This is a genomic window from Microvirga alba (assembly GCF_015694465.1).
Lineage (GTDB): Bacteria > Pseudomonadota > Alphaproteobacteria > Rhizobiales > Beijerinckiaceae > Microvirga > Microvirga alba.
This window is the reverse complement of record NZ_JADQDO010000005.1, coordinates 1-16,358: the sequence shown is the minus strand read 5'-3', so window position 1 is coordinate 16,358 and position 16,358 is coordinate 1. Positions and strand designations below refer to the sequence as shown.

Here is a 16,358-nt window from a genome sequence, read left to right as displayed (position 1 = left end):
GACACGAAACCCCGCGACGCTCGTCGCGGGGTTTTTCATTGCCGATTCAAGCAGCCGAGGCCGCGGGCCAGGATATGCCAGAGCTTTTTGCCTGCCATAATGCGGCCCAACTGCGAAGGTTCATTCCGCAATGTAAAATATGTTTTCAAAATTGAAAGTAGAGCTGTTTTGCCGATGAAGATGGAACGCAATAACTTCTCGCCGTCGCAAAATACAGAAATTGCCATTAGCCAACTTGAACGAACGATGCAGGCTTCCATTGCATTGATGAAGCGCCTCAGGCGGCAGAGAAAACGCTTTGGTGGCTCTGCTGCCCCAAAGAAAGACGGGCAGGAAATTGCCAAATCAGAGCGAGCACTTCACCTGCCGAACTGAGGCAATGAACCGTTCTCTGCAAATTGCAGGCAAAATTGCTGGTAATGAATGAGAGGGGCGGGCAGCCCGTTTCGTCGAGGATGCTTGATCGTCCTGCAAGACCGTATTATCCAGACTCAACGGTCCGCAGTCACCGAGGCATCGCCGCCCTTACGGGCACGCTAAACCTGCTTTCCAGCTATCGACGGACACCTCTCATCCCGTGCCGCGTCGGAAGGGCGATCACCGGTCATCCCGCGTCGGATAGGCACGACATTGAGGGACAGGTCATGTCGAGGACAGCCTTACCATTTCACGCCAGTGATATTTCCGCCGTTGCGCGCTCCCTGCGGACCCAGCTCGCCGAGCGCAATACAACGCCGGGACATGTCGAACTGCTCAACATGCTCGCCCGCGCCATCGGGCATCGCAATTTTCAGCAGCTTCGCGCGCAAATCACCGCTTCCGAGCGGCTGAACAATCCGCGCTCAACGGACACGGAACCGGTCGATTTCCGAAAGATCGAGCGTCTCGCCCGTTGCTACGACGCCCAAGGATGCCTGCAGCGCTGGCCGGCCAAGCGCAGCGAGCGGCTGGTTGCCCTATGGGTGCTATGGTCACGCCTTCCGGCGAAGGAAGAACTCTCCGAGGCGCAGGTCAACGCGCGGCTCCAGGCCATGCACGGTTTCGGCGATCACGCGCTGCTGCGCCGTGAACTCTGCGATCTCGGCATGATGGAGCGCACCCGTGACGGGCGCATCTATCGCCGGTTGGAGCAGCCCATGCCTGCTGATGCTGTCGCCATGTTGCAGCATCTGAAGCAGCGTTCGGATGCGGCACGCGCTCCCTAGCGGGCCTGCCAGGCTCCTACGCCAAGCGCAATCCAGAGCCACAAGTCGCTGACAGCGCGCAAGCGCGGTGGCTGGAGCCCGCGCGGATCGTCGCAGGCTTCCTGCGCGAACCTCCAGCGGCGGCCCATCTGCTAAAGAAAATGGCCGGGACGAGAGCCCGGCCATCACAGTCTCGAATAGGGTAGGTCGCTTTAGACGCCGAACGGGTTGAAGTTGTTCGTGCCACGGAAGAGCTGCGTCAGGAAGCTGGATTCCTGGCCACCGGCCGGGGTCGTGCGGCTGATGAAATCAAACACCTTGCCGTCTTGCAGGCCGTAGAGCGCGACGCGCTCGACTTTCAGGCCGTTGTCGAAATAAACGGCCGTAACCCGTTGATCCACCACCTGTTCCCCGAGGAACTGGAAGGTGCGCTGGGACGTCTGGCTGATATAGTACCAGCTCTTGTTGCCGACGGTGGATACGGTCGAAGGCGTGCCGAGGGACTGAAGGACCTGGTCGGCGCTCATGCCTTTTTTGACCTGGTTGACGGCGCGCTCATCCACGAGATATCCGCGGTGGAATTCCTCGCCGCCCAGGCAACCGGCGACGGATGAGGCGATGAAGGTCGCGGTGGCCAAGCGCACGAACAAGGTTTGATATCGACGCATCATATGGTTCTTCCAGGAATGCGGCGCGGATAAGCTTGCGCCATTGGATGCGGATGGCGTACCTCGGAGCTGTGATTTTGACAAGGCAGGAAGGACCAGAGCGGTGATCTTCAGTCTCTTCCGCAAGAATCCGCGGCGGACAACGATTGCGATTCTCTATGCACGGATCGCGAGCGCGTCCCGCGCGCCGGGGCTTTATACAGCGCTTGGCGTCCCCGACACCTTGGAAGGCCGGTTCGAGGCCCTGTCCTTGCATGTGATTATTGCCCTGCGCGCTCTGCGCGGACTTCCGGCGCCCGCGGCGGACATCGCCGGCGACCTCACGGACGCTTTCTTCCAGGATCTGGACGCAGCGCACCGGGAAATGGGGATCGGCGATACGACCGTGCCGAAGCGGATGAAGAAACTCGCCGCTTCCTTCTACGGCCGCGCCAACGCCTATGATGCTCCGCTCGATGCGGCAGACGAGGCGGCCCTTGCGGTCGCACTCGGCCGCAATGCCTGTGGTACCGAGGCACCTGCCACCGGTCTGGCGCGTTATGCTCTTGCGGCGGAGCGCGGCCTTAAGGCAGCGGATCTGGCGACCATGCTGGAGCCGGGCCCCGTTTTTCCCAAGCCAGAAGACTTTGCAGAGGAGGGGAACCGATGACACCCGAAACCGTGGGGCCGCTGTCACGGCCGGTTGAAGTCAGGAACCTGCCGCCGCAGGGAACGCAGATTCACGTGGAGGCGACGGCGGACGAATGCGACGCGCTCGCGAAGGATTTCGGTCTTCCCGGCATTAAGTCTCTTTCCTGCGACTTCAAGCTGGTGGATTCGGCCAAGGGCGTCCATGTCACGGGCGTGTTGAAGGCGAGCATTACCCAGATTTGCGTCGTCAGCCTCGAGCCCTTTGACTCCGTTGTCGAAGAGGAGGTCGAAGTGGATTTCGCCGAATCCGCCGGCATGCCACCCGAACCGCCGACCGAAATGCACGAATACGAGCCGCCGGACGAGATCATCAACGGCGAGATCGACCTGGGCGCGCTAACGGCCGAATTCCTGGCGCTTGGGCTCGACCCTTATCCCCGCAAGCCGGGCGTGGACTTTGACTATAAGGACCCAGCGGACCGGGAGGACTCGCCCTTCGCCGCTTTGGGGGCGCTGAAGGATAAGTAAGGTTGAGGGCCGCTCTCCTTGGACAGGCCCTGACAGAGCCTGTCCAACGGCGGTTTGAGCGATCAGATGACAATAAAATCCGTGTGCTTCAGCGCTAGATTCTTCTGAAGAATGGCAAATTGAACGGCCTTGGCCGTGCCTGCCCCGTCCTGGTCGTAATTGAGCGCGCCTGTATTATAGATGACCCGGTCGTCCGCATCGTGCGCTTTCGGACCGAGTGGAACCGGTGATCGGTTTGCCGCCAACGTGCAAGTGGGGACCTGAGATAGAGAATTCGGTTGCGGCGGCACCGCAAACCGCTATTTTCCGGCACCTGTCGAAGAACCAGAAGAAAGAACCGACCGCTTATGCCAGAGGCTGTGCGTATTTCGCTTGATGCGATGGGTGGGGATCATGGCCCGTCCGTTGTGATCCCGGGCGCGGCCTTGGCTCTGGAGCGCCATCCCGACATCCGCTTCCTGATGTTCGGCAACGAGACGGTCCTTTCCTCTCTTCTGAACGCCTATCCGAAGCTCAAGGAAGTGACCGAACTCCGCCACACGGACATCGCCATCAGCATGGACGAGAAGCCGAGCCAGGCCATTCGCATGGGCCGGGGCCGTTCCTCCATGTGGCGGGCCGTGCAGGCGGTTCGGGACAAGGAGGCCGATGCGGCCGTCTCTGCCGGCAATACCGGCGCGTTGATGGCGACCGCCAAGATCTGCCTCAAGACCATGGCGCATATCGAGCGTCCGGCCATCGCCTGCATGTGGCCGACCCTGCGCGGCGAGAGCATCGTGCTCGATGTCGGTGCGACCATCGGCGCGGATGCCGGTCACCTGGTGGATATGGCCATCATGGGTGCAGCCATGGCGCGCATCGTGTTCGACCTCGATCGCCCGACTGTCGGTCTCCTGAATGTCGGAACGGAGGAGATCAAGGGGATCGAGACCGTCAAGGAGGCGGCTCGCATCCTGAGGGAGGCGAACCTGCCACACCTCGACTACCGGGGCTTCGTCGAGGGCGACGATCTCGGCAAGGGAACGGTCGATGTGGTCGTCACCGAGGGCTTCACTGGCAATATCGCGCTCAAGACGGCAGAGGGCACGGCAAAGCAGATCGGCGAGTATCTCCGCGCGGCCATGAGCCGGACCTTGATGGCGAAGATCGGCTACCTGTTCGCGAAGCAGGCTTTCGATGCGCTGAAGGACAAGATGGACCCGCGCAAAGTCAATGGTGGCGTCTTTCTGGGGCTCGAAGGCGTGGTGGTGAAAAGCCACGGCGGGACCGACGCCCTCGGTTTCGCCAGCGCCATCGATGTCGCCTACGACATGGCGCATTTCGAACTCATGAACACGATCCGGAGCATGCTTGAGCATGATCCCATCGATCAACCGGCCTGAGGAAGGCAAAAAAGCTTGAAACGTATCCGTTCCGTAGTGCGCGGCGTCGGCTCCTATCTGCCGAAACGCCTGGTCACGAACCGAGACCTTGAGAAGCTGGTGGAAACCTCGCACGAATGGATCGTGCAGCGCACCGGCATCGAGCAACGCCACATCGCGGACGAAAGCGAGACGACTTCGGTTCTTGGCATCAAGGCGGCTGAGGCCGCGCTCGCCGATGCGGGCCTGACGCCGGCCGACATCGATCTCGTCATCTGCGCGACCTCGACGCCCGACCTCACGTTCCCGTCCACCGCGACCATGATTCAGGCTGGGCTCGGCATGAGCCACGGCGCGGCTTTCGATCTTCAGGCGGTGTGCACGGGCTTCGTCTATGGCGTCGCGACCGCGGACAAATTTCTTCAATCCGGCTCGCACAAGCGGGCCCTCGTGATCGGCGCGGAGACGTTCTCTCGCATCCTCGACTGGAAGGACCGCACCACCTGTGTCCTCTTCGGGGACGGGGCGGGCGCGATCGTCCTGGAAGCGCAGGAAGGTGAGGGCACCTCTGCCGACCGGGGCGTACTGACCTCGCATCTGCGTTCCGACGGCCGCTATCGCGACAAGCTCTATGTCGATGGCGGACCCGGTTCGACCAAGACGACCGGCGTCCTGAAAATGGAAGGCAAAGAGGTCTTCCGTTTCGCCGTCGGTTCGGTGACCGACGTGATCCAGGACGCCTTCAACGCCACGGGCACGACGGCTGAGGACCTGAAATGGTTCGTGCCGCACCAGGCCAACAAGCGCATCATTACGGCCAGCGCCGACAAGCTCGGGATCGCCCCGGAGAAGGTGGTGATCACCGTCGACCGGCACGGCAACACCTCGGCCGCGTCGATTCCCCTGGCCCTGGATGTCGCCCGCAAGGACGGGCGAATCAAACAAGGGGATCTGGTGATGATCGAGGCGATCGGCGGCGGCTTCACGTGGGGCAGTGCCCTGATCCGTTGGTGATAGCCGGGGCTGGTATTCAACTCTTGTGTTAGACCGATTGGCCGCCTCTAAGGTTGACCATAGGGAGGCATCTGCATAGCGTCACCAATCGGGCGCAGGCAAAGTCGGATCTGAGCGCCAGGGGAGCGTTATGGCTGGAAAAACTGTAACGAGAGCGGATTTAAGCGAGGCCGTTTACCAGAAGGTCGGCCTGTCGCGGACCGAATCGGCTGATCTTGTCGAGCGGGTGCTGGCGGAGATTTGCGACAGCCTCGCCGGCGGCGAGACTGTGAAGCTCTCCTCCTTCGGTTCCTTCGTGGTGCGCAGCAAGGGCGAGCGCGTGGGCCGGAATCCAAAGACCGGCGTTGAAGTGCCTATCGACCCCAGGCGGGTCATGGTTTTCAAACCGTCGAACGTCCTCAAGGCCCATATCAACGGCGAAGTCGCCGAGAACGACGACTGATCGCGCGATGGCGAGTGGCGCCATGGACAAGAGCCCCGATGCCTTCCGTACTATCAGCGAGGTCGCCGAGGATCTCGACTTGCCCCAGCACGTTCTGCGGTTCTGGGAGACACGCTTCGCGCATATCAAGCCGCTGAAGCGCGGCGGCGGGCGGCGCTATTATCGCCCCGATGACGTCGATCTGCTCAAGGGCATCCGTCATCTCCTCTACGGCGAAGGCTATACGATCAAGGGCGTGCAGCGCATCCTGAAAGAGGAAGGCGTCCGCTTCGTTCAGGCGATCGGCCGGGGTGAGCAGGCCGTCGCCGCGCCGCATCCCGATGTTGCCGGTTTCGTCAATGACACGGCCGATGACGACGAAGAATACGGCGAGAATCATCCGATCGGCGAAGCGGGAATGCCGAAAGCGGCCTATCAGGCTCCCTTGTCGGGAATGGATTTCCAAAGGCTACAAGCCGCCCTCGACGAACTTTTGGAATGTGACCGCGTGCTTATGTCGTTGCGCACGCCTGCAGAGCCGAACCTCAGCGAATAAGATCGTCACTTTCTCGCTCTAAGAGATTGCGTCCGGGAGCGTCTCAGCCTATATGGCCCCTCAGTCGGAGCGTAGCGCAGCCCGGTTAGCGCACTAGTCTGGGGGAATTGTATTCCGGACCCGATTTGTACCATATTTACCAACATCTTAGGCCGTTTTAACCTCTGCGCTTTGGGGGTTTGTTCGGGACTCGTCGTCGAGCGCCTGTCTCAGGTCGTCCATGGTGACGTGCGCGTATTTCACTGTCGTCTCGATTTTACGATGCCCCAGCAGGCGCTGAACCATCTTCAGGTTGCCGTTCTGACGGAGGAGGCGGGTCGCGCGCGTATGGCGGTTGTCATGCCAGCGATATCCGCGTTCCCAATCCTCGCCCGTGCTCGGCAGCCCCGCCGCTTCACGCGCCCGCCGCCACTCGGTCTTGAGTCCAGCGGCTGTGATGGGCAGGCTGGTGCCGCGCACGCGCTTGCCCCGTGTCCGCTGCACGACGTAGGTGAACACGCTCTCGGTGTGCTGACCCTGCAGCGGCCATAGGATTTCCCGCATCGTCAGCGACAGCGGTATTTTGTAGTTAACCCCGCCCTTGCCCCTAATATGAACCTCGCGCTCCCCCCAATCGACGTCCTTCCAGCGCAGGGCGATGCAACCGCCCAGGCGGACGCCGCTCGCTAAGGAAAACAGAAAAATCGACAAATAGTCGGGCCTGATATTTTCGAGAAGGCTTTGCTCTTCTTTCTGCGTCAGTTCTCGGACCCGTTCCACCGGCTCGGCAAGCATGTGATCTTTCCAGCGGATCGGCTGCACCGTCTGCGACCAGATGTCGCGGGCGCGGTTTAAGACCTTTCGCAAAGGCTCTGTAGCCGACCGGTTCACGGTGGCATTGGCCACGCCCTGGCCCCGCCGTGTGGCCACAATCTCCGCAACCTTGCCATTGCCGATATCCTGAACGGGGGCATCTCGCCCAATCTCATTGTCGAGCCAATCGAGCGCGCGGCGGGTATTCTCCGCCCCCTCGCCAGCGTGATGCTTCCCTACTTCCTCCCAATAGCGGTCACGGGCCTCGCCCCAGCTCATGGGCTTGTCGGGGTGGGATTCTCGGGTAGCCCGATCCACTTCCGCGCGGCGCGCGGGCCGGATTTCCTCCCGGAAGAGCTTTTCGGCTTCGCGGCGGCTCGTGCAGCCCGTTGAACCGGCAAGGCGACTACTTTTATATTGGAAGTCGTAATGGTAGTACGGTGAGTTTTTGTGTTTGTAGACAGACACTTGTCACGTCTCCGCTGCCGTTCCTTGAAGTCGGTGAGATCGTCTTGATCGAACATTCGCCGCCGCCGATGAGTGCCGCGCCCGATTGCGATATATGCTATGTCACCTTGTCGCACGTGTTCGCGCAAGGTTCGCTCGCAGATGCGTAGTTCATCTGCCGCTTCGGCCATGGTGAGCAGCTTTCCCATCCCTCTACCCCTCCACCGCTCTATAATCTGCCCGATGGACCAATGGTTTTCCCCTCCGGTGAAGCTCTGGCTCAAGGCCGACAAAGCTTGGGCGGTGACGCGTGTTGCCTTGGCGGCTGAGATTCTCCTGTTTGACTGGCCGAAGGAGGCTAGGGGCACGGCGAAGCACCGGGCTGCTCGGGAGGCTTGCCTCGCCTGCCTTGAGGGCAAGGGGACGGCTGAGCAAGTTCGGAGCGCTCTGGAGGCCGCTGCGAAGGAAGCCGGGATACTGCACTGACATGGGGCTATCCTTCCGTGAGGGGGAGGGGTGGAAGGGGAAGGCAACGGATAATGCGAGCCGTTTCGATAGCCCGCCGAGCGTGTCTATCGGCGGCACCCCTGAATGCGGTTATGGCAAGATGGGACGCCCTGCTGTGCGTCATGCCATGAGGCGGCAGACGATACGAGAAGCTCAAATGCTTGACATTATTCAATGCTGTTTCGAGTGTCTTGATTGCTTCAAGGTGCCCAGCAACCGCCGCCTCTTCCTTGGCTGCGGTGAGGAGGGGAAGGATGGCGTCTGCGATTCCGTCAATGACAACATCGGCAAGGCACGTGCTGAGTGGGTATTCCGTCACGTGCACGGCGCATATGGCTGCCCTGATCTCTTCCCGCAGTCTGTCTTCGGTCATGGGGAGGGCTCCATCTGGTCGATGTTGCAGCGGTGGACGGTGAAGGTGTAGGCGGCGACCCAGGGGTTGGCTTCCCAGGCGTCGGCGCCGTTGATGGATTCCCAGAGGGCTTCGAAGGATTGCCGATAGGTTGGCCAGCAATCTTCCCACGGCGCGCCCTCCGCAAACGCATCCTCCTCGCTGATGTCCTGAAGCCGCTGCACGCGGACATCGGTCACGATGAGTGTCAGGCGAGAGGCCCAGCGGGGCATGTGGATGGAGGGGCGCAGGCGTTCGACATCGAACGTCTGGTTCATGAAGAAGTGCTTGTCAGCGGCATAGTAGACTGGGCCGTACTTCACCCAGTTGCGGGGCAGGGCGATGTTCTCCCGTACCCACAGCCGGTCGCCAACCGCGAACCGGAGCCCCTTCAACGGTCGCCATTCCTCGCGCTCTGGTTCGCACATGCCGGGGACGAGTGGCCCGCTCCAGATCGTCTCGACCTGACCCCAGCCGCCTTCCTCCTCGCAGAAGAACGGCTTGCTGATGTCGATGACCTTTGCTTGCCATTCGGCGGGCTGCGGCTTCAGAATCCCCCGCGTCTGCGTCTTCCGCCCATCGAGAAGCGCGCGAACCATCGGCCCGCTGAAAAGGATCGATCGATCACCCATGTTCTTGCTCCTGAAGGGCTCTGAGGAGGGCTAGGAGGAGCCCGTTCGGAGACATGAACCCTTGGCTCTTCCCTTCGTGCAGGCTGTTGATGCGCCACCACGTCCAGCCGTTCACCGTCTCCATTTCGACGGCGCACCCCGGCAGCTTCGCCTCCACCAAGCTCATGGCGGCGTCGAGGAACGCCCCGACTTTGCAAAACGCGTGGATCCGGGCAGCATCGGAGGGCGCGATGTCCAGCGCCTTGAGGATCTGCTTGAACAGATGGCGCATCTCGTCAGGATGCCCCTCTGCCTTCTCCAGCCTCTCTATGAGGTGCGAATAATCAGTCATGGTCAGGGTCCTCCCGGCGCAATCGGGCGCGCTCATTCCTGTCATCGCGGAGAAGGTCAGGATCAGGCTCACTCTCTTCCCACGGGCAGAGGCCCATCTCCTCTTCAAGCTCACAGGATCGTTTTGAATAGGCCCCACAGAACGGGCAGAGCGAGTCAGTCATCTTTCCGATCCTCCAGCGCTTTGCGGCCTGCGGGGGTGACGACGCAAAACTCGTCAAGGTACCCGGCCTTAATGAGCGTAATGACCCCAGGGACGATTAGCTTTGAGCCGTTGTCGGGGTCGCGATACTTGTGGCCGTTGTATTCTTCGAGGTATCCGTTTCGCCCATTGTGAGAAACGATCATTGCCCCGTTGGCGATACCCTCTAGCGTGTCGCGGACGGCGGGCTTCTTGGCGTTCTCTCGTGCTTCCTGCTCTGTCAGCTTCATTGCTCACCGCCTTTTGCCCGAGAAGCCGCCATGGCGTGCAAGATGATGAGCAGGAACACCGCTGCGGAATCGATGTCCTTGTCAGCCAGCCCGCTATCTGCAACGGCGGCGAGGGCGCGCTTTATCTCACGCATTCCCGCCTCCTGTTTCCTTGGGTGAGGCGGCGCGGGCGACCTGCAATACGACGATGGCGGCAATAGCCATCCATGCCTTCCCGAGCATTTGGCCGGCCAAGAAGTCGAGCGACCCAAAGGCCAGCCAGAGGAACAGGGCGCTATCGACGACGAGGCCAACTAAGGAGCTTGCTGCAACGGCGGCGATGAATCCACGCTTTCTGAGAGGCGTGTAGACGGCGAAGTCCGCTAGTTCCGACAAGACGAAGGCTGCCGTCGATGCGGCGACAAGAGTTGCTGGAGCGAACGACGCAGACAGTGTCGCGCCCGCCGCAATGGCGACTAGGGACCACTTGGCTCCAAGTTGCTGCTGCACCAAGTCCCGTAGGGCAAGCGCTGCCCCTACGAGAAGCACGCCGCTCGGCGCAACCAAGCCGAAGCCGACCGGGATTAGGCATGGCCCATCGGGCAGACAACTCGTCCCGACATTCCCGATAAGGAAGTTGGCGGCCGGAATAGTCAGGAGGAACAGGGAAAGGGGAATCATGCGATCAGGTCCAGTTGGCTGTAGACGGGGATTGGTTGCCAACGCACGCCGCACTGGCGAGAGTCGATGTTGCGTGCCATCCGCTCCGGGCAGGTGCCGGTATCCTTGAAGTTGCGAGCTACGTTCACGCTGTCGGCTGAGGCGAATGGCCAGCGATCCCCGGCAAGGTTCAAGCCGCGCAACATGTGGATGTGCGGCAGATGACGATGACGACGGGCGAGCGCGTTGAACGCCTCGTCAGCCCGGCGCGCCCAAGATGGGGAACCAACCTGCCAATACTGGCCAGAGCTGCCGAAGCAGATGCGGGGCCATTCTCCGGCGAGCTCTAAGAGGTAATCTATCGGCAACGCCATATGCCAAACGACGCCGCCTAGGGCGCGCGGGAACGGCCACTGTGCGACGAGGTCACGTTGCTGCTCAACGGCCCCATCGATCACGTCAGGGACAACCGCCCAATGCGGATGCCCGAGGCGCGGCTCGACCCATGCATAGAACGCGTTCTCGTCGAAAGACTTGCCCTGCGTAAAGGCCGTAAACTGTCCGTTATCGAACATGATCGACTGGCCGATCTGCTGGCAGATGTCAGCATCCCGTGGGTCGGAGAACGGCACACAAAAATGTTTCCCCGCCATTTTCAGGAGTTCGGCGCGCGGGGTCAGTGGCGTGCCATGGTAGTGCAGCATCACGCGCCTCCATGGATGGCGGCGCGGGCGCGGCGGATAAACTCGCGAAAGTAAGAGGCTGCCTCCACGTCGGCGAATTTCGTTTGGCTATCGTAATCCGCTATCAGCTTGTTGACGCGCTCTTTCAGGCGCTCGTTCTCTTCGGCTTGCTCCTTCACCTTGGCCTCTGCGGCTTCGGCGCGGGTGCGGAGGGCTGCGCCAGCTGGATCGCGATTTAGAACAAATGCTGGGTCGATAAGATTAACCGACCCATCAGCGCTCACTCTCAGATAACCGTACTCAAGATGGACGGCATCTCGGCGAGCCATGCCCACCAGCTCTCCAATGTCTCCTGTGGCTGCTGGAAGGGCGAGGATGGCGTCGGCCTTTTCATATGCCGCGTTGATGTCATTGCCGTGCCATTGATCGGCGCAATCGCGAGCTTCATCCTCGCTATCGCCGTCCTTGATGCAGTAGTCGTATTGCCTCTGCCATGCCGCAAACGGATGCGGTGCAATAACCCGCGCGATCTGCTCTCGCTTCTCAGTCATGGGCGGGGCTCCCTGACCGTCTGCGGCTTGAGATACCAATCCACGATGGCGTTGAATTGATCGCGGGGGATTGAGATGGAGCGTTCGCCGTACGGGGCGATAAGGCTGATATGCCTGCCGCTGTGCAGGATTGACCATTTCCCGGGCTTGCGCGGATGGTTGTCACTTTCCATCTGCAAGAACTCATCGGTGTCTTTGACGTCGTATGGGCGCATCGTCTTGCTCACTTCTCGCCTCCCTTCGCGGCTTCGATCATGGCGCGGGCCTCTGCTTTGGTGATGGCTGCGCGAAGAGCGGCACCGCTCGAAAGCTTCTCGCCTAATTCGCTCTCTGTGTTTTCGATGAAGTTGAGGGCCTTCTTCGCCGCCTCCAGCATGCCGCAGTGCGCATTGCAGGCGCGGGTTATGAACTCAGCGTCCCGTTCGTCGCAATAGATGTCGAAGGCGCGATGTGCGCCCTTTACAGGGTCGCCAGCCGTCAGGAATATGCTTCCGTCACCCCTAACCTTGTAGGTTAGTGGGGCAGGGGACGGCGTATGCTTCACGTCCGCCATCACAGCTTCCCTCCCTGCGAGTGAGAGGGGGGAGGCGGTAGGGGCATCCAGTGGGTGGGCACCCATCGCGGCAAGCCAAGCGGGCTACTCGGAGGCCCGTCGATTAGGTCGTAATCCCCGTCATCAACAACGCGGACCCATCCGACGTGCGGGAACACCTTGTCGCCATCGTGCCAAGAGACGTTCGTCAAACGAATGCCTCCCTGCTCCGGCACGAAATCAATATCGTCGGGCGTGACGCACCACACATCGATCAGCGTCCCATCCTTCGGAGCAGTGCTGATGTCCTGCCATTGTTCTGGAGGGGTGGGGGAAGTGGCGAGCCAAAGCGCATACTGCTCTTGGGCGTTTGTGTAGTCTTCGGCCTCCCAATTCGCTGTATTGAACCGGCGCTCAATCATCGCGTAATCGGCAGCCACCGGCACAACCTTCCATCCCTCCGGTACAGAGACACCGGAGAGGGAAGAGATGATGTTGGGGGAGATGGCGAGAACATGGGAGCGGACTGGCGGCTCTGCTTCGCGAAAAGGAGACACGATCCTCACCATCTCGCCAGCCGGAAGGCAGACAAGGGAGATGGTGTCGTCACCGCGCTTCCATGTGACGGTAACCTCTCCGTCGTCTGGGTCGCGTTCGACGTCGATGCCTTCCAGCGCCACTCTCTCGCTCTTGGATAAGACTTGATCGGTCATGGGTATGGTTCCGAGTCTGGATTTGATGTGGTTGATGACGGTGGTGTCGGAAGTCATCTAGCCGCCTCATAGAGTTGCCGAGGCGGGAGAGGGGCCTTGCCGGGAGGCTTCGGGGCCTTCGGCGGTTGAGGTATTTTCGCCTTCTTCCGGGTCGTACCAAGATGGGCGTCCCGCTGGGCGTCAGCCTTCCGCATGCGCGGTTTGTCTTCTTCCTCGGTCTTGACCGAGTGGCAGGAAGCTCTCGAGCCTGAGCAGAGAACCTTGCAGTTCTCCGAGACCGGCTCCCCGCCAAAGCCATCCGCCTTGATGTGGTCGAACTGGAAGCGACCCGGGCGAAGCGGTTGGCCGCATTCTTCACAGCGCGGATTGTCAGGGCCACCGCATCGTTTGAAGGTCGCGACTTTCACTGCCTTTGGGAACTCTTTGCGGGACCGACTCATACCCGTGCTCCCGCGCGATGGTTCGCGTCTTCCGAAATCCATTGGCTGAAGCGCATCTTGAGATAGTCCCGGCTGACGCGGGCGCGATTGGCGGCTTTGCGAGCCCGCACAATGCCTTCGACATGCTCTCGCCAGCGCCTTGATGCTTTGACTGTCGTCTCTGCCTTCGCGACCGACATTTTCGGGTCTGACCGCAATTCGTCGGAAACCATTTCAGCCAACACGGCGGATTTGGTCTCTTCCAGCATCGAGGCCGCAGCTTCCGCATCAACATGAGCCATAGCGGCGTCGTGCCATTGTTCTGCGAGGGGGCGATTGTCCCGATCCATTGCGAGGCTCCTAGAACGGGATATCGTCATCGAGATCGTTCAGGCCGCCGCCTGACCCGATGCCATCGGCTCGCCGCTGGTCTGCCGCGTCTCCCCGCTGGTGGTCGTCAGAAGCCGAACCACGGCTATCAAGGATCGTCAGTTCACCACGGAAGCGCTGGAGCACGATCTCGGTGGTGTACTTCTCGGCTCCGCTCTGGTCCTGCCATTTGCGGGTTTGGAGCTGGCCCTCAATGTAAACCTTCGAGCCCTTCTTGAGATACTGCTCGGCCACGCGGGCCAAGTTCTCGTTGAAGATCACGACCGAGTGCCACTCGGTCTTTTCCTTACGCTCGCCGGAATTCTTGTCTTTCCAGGTCTCGGAGGTGGCGATGCGCAGGCTAACCACAGGCTCGCCCGAATTGAGGCGGCGAACTTCAGGGTCGCGACCGAGATTGCCGACCAGAATAACCTTATTCACTGAACCGCTCATTCCGCTGCTTCCTTCTGTTGCGGAGCCTTAGCCATCAGGTCGTTTTTGAGGTCGTCGGTCTCGGCTTGTGTCAGGCCGAATGTGCGCCGGTTCTGGGCTTCGTCCTTCCACCACTGAACGAGTTCGCCATATGGCTTTGAGCCGCCATCAATGATCTCGCGACAGGTGCGGAGGTAGACAGCCTTGCTCTCGTCTGATGCCAATGGGCCGAACGGGTCGTCATCAAAACGCGGCGGCGGTACTACTTTCGGCTGCGCTTTCGGAGGAGATCTGTCCATCGCCGCTTCGCCATCGTCGTCAACGGGCGGCAGGCCCAGCAAGCTCATGAGGCTGTACCGGCAGCCATATGTGATGACAGATCCAATGCCCTGCGGGTCTCGCTTCTGAACCGGCATGAGCAAGGTTGTGGATACCCATTCGCCAGAAATGTGCATAAGCGTCGTGGTGATCGGCAGGCCTTCCGCCGTGAGCAGCCCCGGCGATTGTAGAAAGGCGATGCCATTCTCTGTGAGAGGGCCGCGAGCGGCCTCGATCACGCTAGCCAGGGTCGCGTACTCAGACTTAAACGCTGGATTTTTCCGGTCCTTCGTCGCGCCGTGCATGGCTGCTTGAGCCTTGGAGAGAGCGGTCGCGATTTCTTTGAAGTTCTCTGAGCGATCCATTAGACTGCTGCCTTCTCTTCGACCACATCGAAGCCTGGGATTGTGTGTTTGCCGGCGCGAACGTCTTTCTCAGCAAGGGAGAGGAAAAACGCTTCGCATTCCTCGCGCCGAACGGCCCAGTAGTGGCGCGCCGCCTCGACGCCGTTCGTTAGTGTTGGCCGATAGGTCGTGCGCAGGGTGACGGCTCGAGCGCCGCCTTTCGCGTGGGCCTTGTCGTTCTCCGCGCGGGTTGCCGCGACTTCGGCCCTCTTCGCTTCCTTGATGAGCGCCTCTGCCTCTTCGCGGGCGGCAAGATCGGTGGCCTGTGCGGCGCGAATGGCCTCCTGAGCGATGCGGGCCTTTTCGTCGGCTTCCTTACGGGCGGCTTCGGCCTTGGCGCGTTTCTCGGCTTCTAGCTTTTCGAGCCAGGGGGCGAGCGCCTTCTTGCAGGCGTCTGACGCCAGATCGCAGCGGGTCAGGAGGGGCTTGTACTTCTCCTGAACCTCCTTCGCTGCTTCGTCATGCGGGCGTTTTTCTTCCGCCCGCGCCTCGTCGGCAACCTTCTTGGCTTTGCGGATCATATCGAGGAGCTTGGACACCCCGTTCGCGTCCGCTTCCGAATTGACGCCCTCACCATCAAGCCAATGCTTGGCTTCGTCGAAGAGCCCAAGGATGGAGGATTCCGCGAGATCAAAGGGCGTCGGCTCTGGCGGGTTGTTGTGCCCAATAGTTGCGATAGCCGCAGTCATTGCTTCTTCTCCTGGTTGGCTTTCTTCGCCTCGACCCACTTGCGGAGCTTCTCGGTCATCCGCTTCTTCAGCCCGCCTAGGGCCATGTCTCGAATGTCAGGGGAGCGGGTCATCACACGTCCTCCCGATACAAGAGGGACGCGTCTCCGATTGGCTCGTCTGAGAGGTCTTGCTCAAAGGGAGAGACAAGCCACCGGTAGGCGAGGTAGCCGAGCGATAGGAGAAGGATCGGAGAGGTGGCGACCATGGCCACCACGAAAATGATGAATAGCGTTGGGCTCATGATGCGGCTCCATCCTCAACGAGCTTGCCGCCCCTGGCGACGTACCAAGTGTCAGCTTTCAGCCCGTCCGCACCGATGCAGCCCGTGGCGAACCCGATGCACTTGCGATCTTTGAACTCGGCTAGCGCGATCCATGTCCCATCGCGGCCCTTGGCGCGGGTATTGACGCCGGAGGAGGCGACGACTGAATATTCGCCTTCGGAGGCCAGCTGTGCGGAGCCCCCGGAGGAGGCCAGCCGTGCGTAGTGCCCGGAGGAGGCCAGCTGTGCGTAGTCCCCGGAGGAGGCCAGCCGTGCGTAGTCCCCGGAGGAGGCCAGCCGTGCGGAGTCCCCGGAGGAGGCCAGCCGTGCGTAGTGCCCGGAGGAGGCCAGCTGTGCGTAGTCCCCGGAGGAGGCCAGCTGTGCGTAGCCCCCGGAGGAGGCCAGCCGTGCGT

General features: G+C 61.1%; 28 protein-coding genes and 1 pseudogene. 9 read left to right on the top strand and 20 right to left on the bottom strand.

Translation table 11 applies throughout. From position 1 onward, the window contains the following. Window positions 1–174: 174 nt before the first annotated feature. Entirely contained in the window at window positions 175–375 is a 201-nt protein-coding gene (locus I2H38_RS11385) for a hypothetical protein (protein ID WP_196271988.1), read from the top strand. A 269-nt stretch (window positions 376–644) separates the two neighbouring features. Continuing rightward, complete coding sequence (locus I2H38_RS11380) at window positions 645–1,205, top strand: DUF2087 domain-containing protein (protein ID WP_196271987.1); 561 nt, start codon at window positions 645–647, stop codon at window positions 1,203–1,205. A gap of 191 nt (window positions 1,206–1,396) precedes the next feature. Here the strand turns inward: I2H38_RS11380 and I2H38_RS11375 are convergent, their stop codons facing one another. Continuing rightward, the gene (locus I2H38_RS11375; protein WP_196271986.1) at window positions 1,397–1,855 is read right to left on the bottom strand and encodes an outer membrane protein assembly factor BamE; all 459 of its coding nucleotides are present in this window, start codon (window positions 1,853–1,855) and stop codon (window positions 1,397–1,399) included. A gap of 100 nt (window positions 1,856–1,955) precedes the next feature. Between I2H38_RS11375 and I2H38_RS11370 the strand changes: the two genes are divergently transcribed. The 6 genes from I2H38_RS11370 to I2H38_RS11345 all read left to right on the top strand — a co-directional run bounded on the left by I2H38_RS11370 (window position 1,956) and on the right by I2H38_RS11345 (window position 6,362). After that, window positions 1,956–2,501, top strand: a complete 546-nt coding sequence (locus I2H38_RS11370; RefSeq protein WP_196271985.1) for a ubiquinol-cytochrome C chaperone family protein — start codon at window positions 1,956–1,958, stop codon at window positions 2,499–2,501. Beyond that, the gene (locus I2H38_RS11365) at window positions 2,498–3,010 is read left to right on the top strand and encodes a YceD family protein (RefSeq protein WP_196271984.1); all 513 of its coding nucleotides are present in this window, start codon (window positions 2,498–2,500) and stop codon (window positions 3,008–3,010) included. The genes I2H38_RS11370 and I2H38_RS11365 overlap by 4 nt, the downstream gene beginning before the upstream one ends. Window positions 3,011–3,357: 347 nt before the next feature. After that, window positions 3,358–4,392: a phosphate acyltransferase PlsX gene (gene plsX / locus I2H38_RS11360; RefSeq protein ID WP_196271983.1), complete on the top strand. Its 1,035-nt coding sequence runs from the start codon at window positions 3,358–3,360 to the stop codon at window positions 4,390–4,392. A 15-nt stretch (window positions 4,393–4,407) separates the two neighbouring features. Then, window positions 4,408–5,385: a beta-ketoacyl-ACP synthase III gene (locus I2H38_RS11355; protein ID WP_196271982.1), complete on the top strand. Its 978-nt coding sequence runs from the start codon at window positions 4,408–4,410 to the stop codon at window positions 5,383–5,385. 130 nt (window positions 5,386–5,515) lie between these two features. Continuing rightward, window positions 5,516–5,827, top strand: a complete 312-nt coding sequence (locus I2H38_RS11350; RefSeq protein WP_196271981.1) for an integration host factor subunit alpha — start codon at window positions 5,516–5,518, stop codon at window positions 5,825–5,827. A 22-nt stretch (window positions 5,828–5,849) separates the two neighbouring features. After that, complete coding sequence (locus I2H38_RS11345; protein ID WP_196271980.1) at window positions 5,850–6,362, top strand: MerR family transcriptional regulator; 513 nt, start codon at window positions 5,850–5,852, stop codon at window positions 6,360–6,362. 147 nt (window positions 6,363–6,509) lie between these two features. On the opposite strand, the gene I2H38_RS21405 is transcribed toward I2H38_RS11345, so the two are convergent. Beyond that, window positions 6,510–7,622, bottom strand: coding sequence for a tyrosine-type recombinase/integrase (locus I2H38_RS21405; RefSeq protein WP_324617383.1), 1,113 nt, complete (start codon window positions 7,620–7,622; stop codon window positions 6,510–6,512). A gap of 23 nt (window positions 7,623–7,645) precedes the next feature. Next, a pseudogene (locus I2H38_RS21500) lies at window positions 7,646–7,792 on the bottom strand (helix-turn-helix domain-containing protein); the annotation flags it as partial. Between the two features lie 52 nt (window positions 7,793–7,844). Here I2H38_RS21500 and I2H38_RS11330 point away from each other — a divergent pair. Then, a complete protein-coding gene (locus tag I2H38_RS11330; RefSeq protein ID WP_196271977.1) occupies window positions 7,845–8,087 on the top strand; it encodes a DUF982 domain-containing protein in 243 nt (80 codons plus the stop codon). A gap of 390 nt (window positions 8,088–8,477) precedes the next feature. Here I2H38_RS11330 and I2H38_RS11325 read toward each other — a convergent pair whose 3' ends face one another. The 17 genes from I2H38_RS11325 to I2H38_RS11245 form a co-directional block, all read right to left on the bottom strand. Further along, window positions 8,478–9,131 (bottom strand): hypothetical protein, encoded by a 654-nt coding sequence (locus I2H38_RS11325; protein WP_196271976.1) that lies wholly within the window; start codon window positions 9,129–9,131, stop codon window positions 8,478–8,480. After that, entirely contained in the window at window positions 9,124–9,534 is a 411-nt protein-coding gene (locus I2H38_RS11320) for a hypothetical protein (RefSeq protein WP_196271975.1), read from the bottom strand. The genes I2H38_RS11325 and I2H38_RS11320 overlap by 8 nt, the downstream gene beginning before the upstream one ends. An 83-nt stretch (window positions 9,535–9,617) precedes the next feature. Further along, window positions 9,618–9,893: a hypothetical protein gene (locus tag I2H38_RS11315; RefSeq protein ID WP_196271974.1), complete on the bottom strand. Its 276-nt coding sequence runs from the start codon at window positions 9,891–9,893 to the stop codon at window positions 9,618–9,620. Further along, the gene (locus tag I2H38_RS11310; RefSeq protein WP_196271973.1) at window positions 9,890–10,027 is read right to left on the bottom strand and encodes a hypothetical protein; all 138 of its coding nucleotides are present in this window, start codon (window positions 10,025–10,027) and stop codon (window positions 9,890–9,892) included. The genes I2H38_RS11315 and I2H38_RS11310 overlap by 4 nt, the downstream gene beginning before the upstream one ends. Next, the gene (locus I2H38_RS11305) at window positions 10,020–10,553 is read right to left on the bottom strand and encodes a VUT family protein (protein ID WP_196271972.1); all 534 of its coding nucleotides are present in this window, start codon (window positions 10,551–10,553) and stop codon (window positions 10,020–10,022) included. Before I2H38_RS11305 ends, I2H38_RS11310 begins: the two co-directional genes overlap by 8 nt. After that, entirely contained in the window at window positions 10,550–11,236 is a 687-nt protein-coding gene (locus I2H38_RS11300) for a hypothetical protein (protein WP_196271971.1), read from the bottom strand. The genes I2H38_RS11305 and I2H38_RS11300 overlap by 4 nt, the downstream gene beginning before the upstream one ends. Then, the gene (locus I2H38_RS11295; protein ID WP_196271970.1) at window positions 11,236–11,766 is read right to left on the bottom strand and encodes a hypothetical protein; all 531 of its coding nucleotides are present in this window, start codon (window positions 11,764–11,766) and stop codon (window positions 11,236–11,238) included. The genes I2H38_RS11300 and I2H38_RS11295 overlap by 1 nt, the downstream gene beginning before the upstream one ends. After that, window positions 11,763–11,993, bottom strand: a complete 231-nt coding sequence (locus tag I2H38_RS11290) for a hypothetical protein (RefSeq protein WP_196271969.1) — start codon at window positions 11,991–11,993, stop codon at window positions 11,763–11,765. The genes I2H38_RS11295 and I2H38_RS11290 overlap by 4 nt, the downstream gene beginning before the upstream one ends. Then, the gene (locus tag I2H38_RS11285; RefSeq protein WP_196271968.1) at window positions 11,990–12,319 is read right to left on the bottom strand and encodes a hypothetical protein; all 330 of its coding nucleotides are present in this window, start codon (window positions 12,317–12,319) and stop codon (window positions 11,990–11,992) included. The genes I2H38_RS11290 and I2H38_RS11285 overlap by 4 nt, the downstream gene beginning before the upstream one ends. Further along, window positions 12,319–13,068 (bottom strand): hypothetical protein, encoded by a 750-nt coding sequence (locus tag I2H38_RS11280; RefSeq protein WP_196271967.1) that lies wholly within the window; start codon window positions 13,066–13,068, stop codon window positions 12,319–12,321. Before I2H38_RS11280 ends, I2H38_RS11285 begins: the two co-directional genes overlap by 1 nt. Beyond that, window positions 13,065–13,451 carry an HNH endonuclease gene (locus I2H38_RS21495; RefSeq protein ID WP_196271966.1) on the bottom strand — a complete coding sequence of 129 codons (387 nt, stop codon included), beginning with the start codon at window positions 13,449–13,451 and terminating at the stop codon, window positions 13,065–13,067. Before I2H38_RS21495 ends, I2H38_RS11280 begins: the two co-directional genes overlap by 4 nt. After that, complete coding sequence (locus I2H38_RS11270; RefSeq protein WP_196271965.1) at window positions 13,448–13,780, bottom strand: hypothetical protein; 333 nt, start codon at window positions 13,778–13,780, stop codon at window positions 13,448–13,450. The genes I2H38_RS21495 and I2H38_RS11270 overlap by 4 nt, the downstream gene beginning before the upstream one ends. 10 nt (window positions 13,781–13,790) lie before the next feature. Next, window positions 13,791–14,252, bottom strand: coding sequence for a single-stranded DNA-binding protein (gene ssb / locus I2H38_RS11265; RefSeq protein WP_196271964.1), 462 nt, complete (start codon window positions 14,250–14,252; stop codon window positions 13,791–13,793). Continuing rightward, window positions 14,249–14,914, bottom strand: coding sequence for an ERF family protein (locus I2H38_RS11260; protein WP_267875960.1), 666 nt, complete (start codon window positions 14,912–14,914; stop codon window positions 14,249–14,251). The genes ssb and I2H38_RS11260 overlap by 4 nt, the downstream gene beginning before the upstream one ends. Next, on the bottom strand, window positions 14,914–15,642 hold the full coding sequence (locus I2H38_RS11255; protein WP_196271962.1) for a hypothetical protein: 729 nt from the start codon (window positions 15,640–15,642) through the stop codon (window positions 14,914–14,916). The genes I2H38_RS11260 and I2H38_RS11255 overlap by 1 nt, the downstream gene beginning before the upstream one ends. 112 nt (window positions 15,643–15,754) lie before the next feature. After that, a complete protein-coding gene (locus I2H38_RS11250; RefSeq protein WP_196271961.1) occupies window positions 15,755–15,925 on the bottom strand; it encodes a hypothetical protein in 171 nt (56 codons plus the stop codon). Further along, window positions 15,922–16,358, bottom strand: a 437-nt coding sequence (locus I2H38_RS11245; RefSeq protein ID WP_210324781.1) for a hypothetical protein, incomplete at its 5' end; no start/stop codon positions are given. The genes I2H38_RS11245 and I2H38_RS11250, both read right to left, overlap by 4 nt.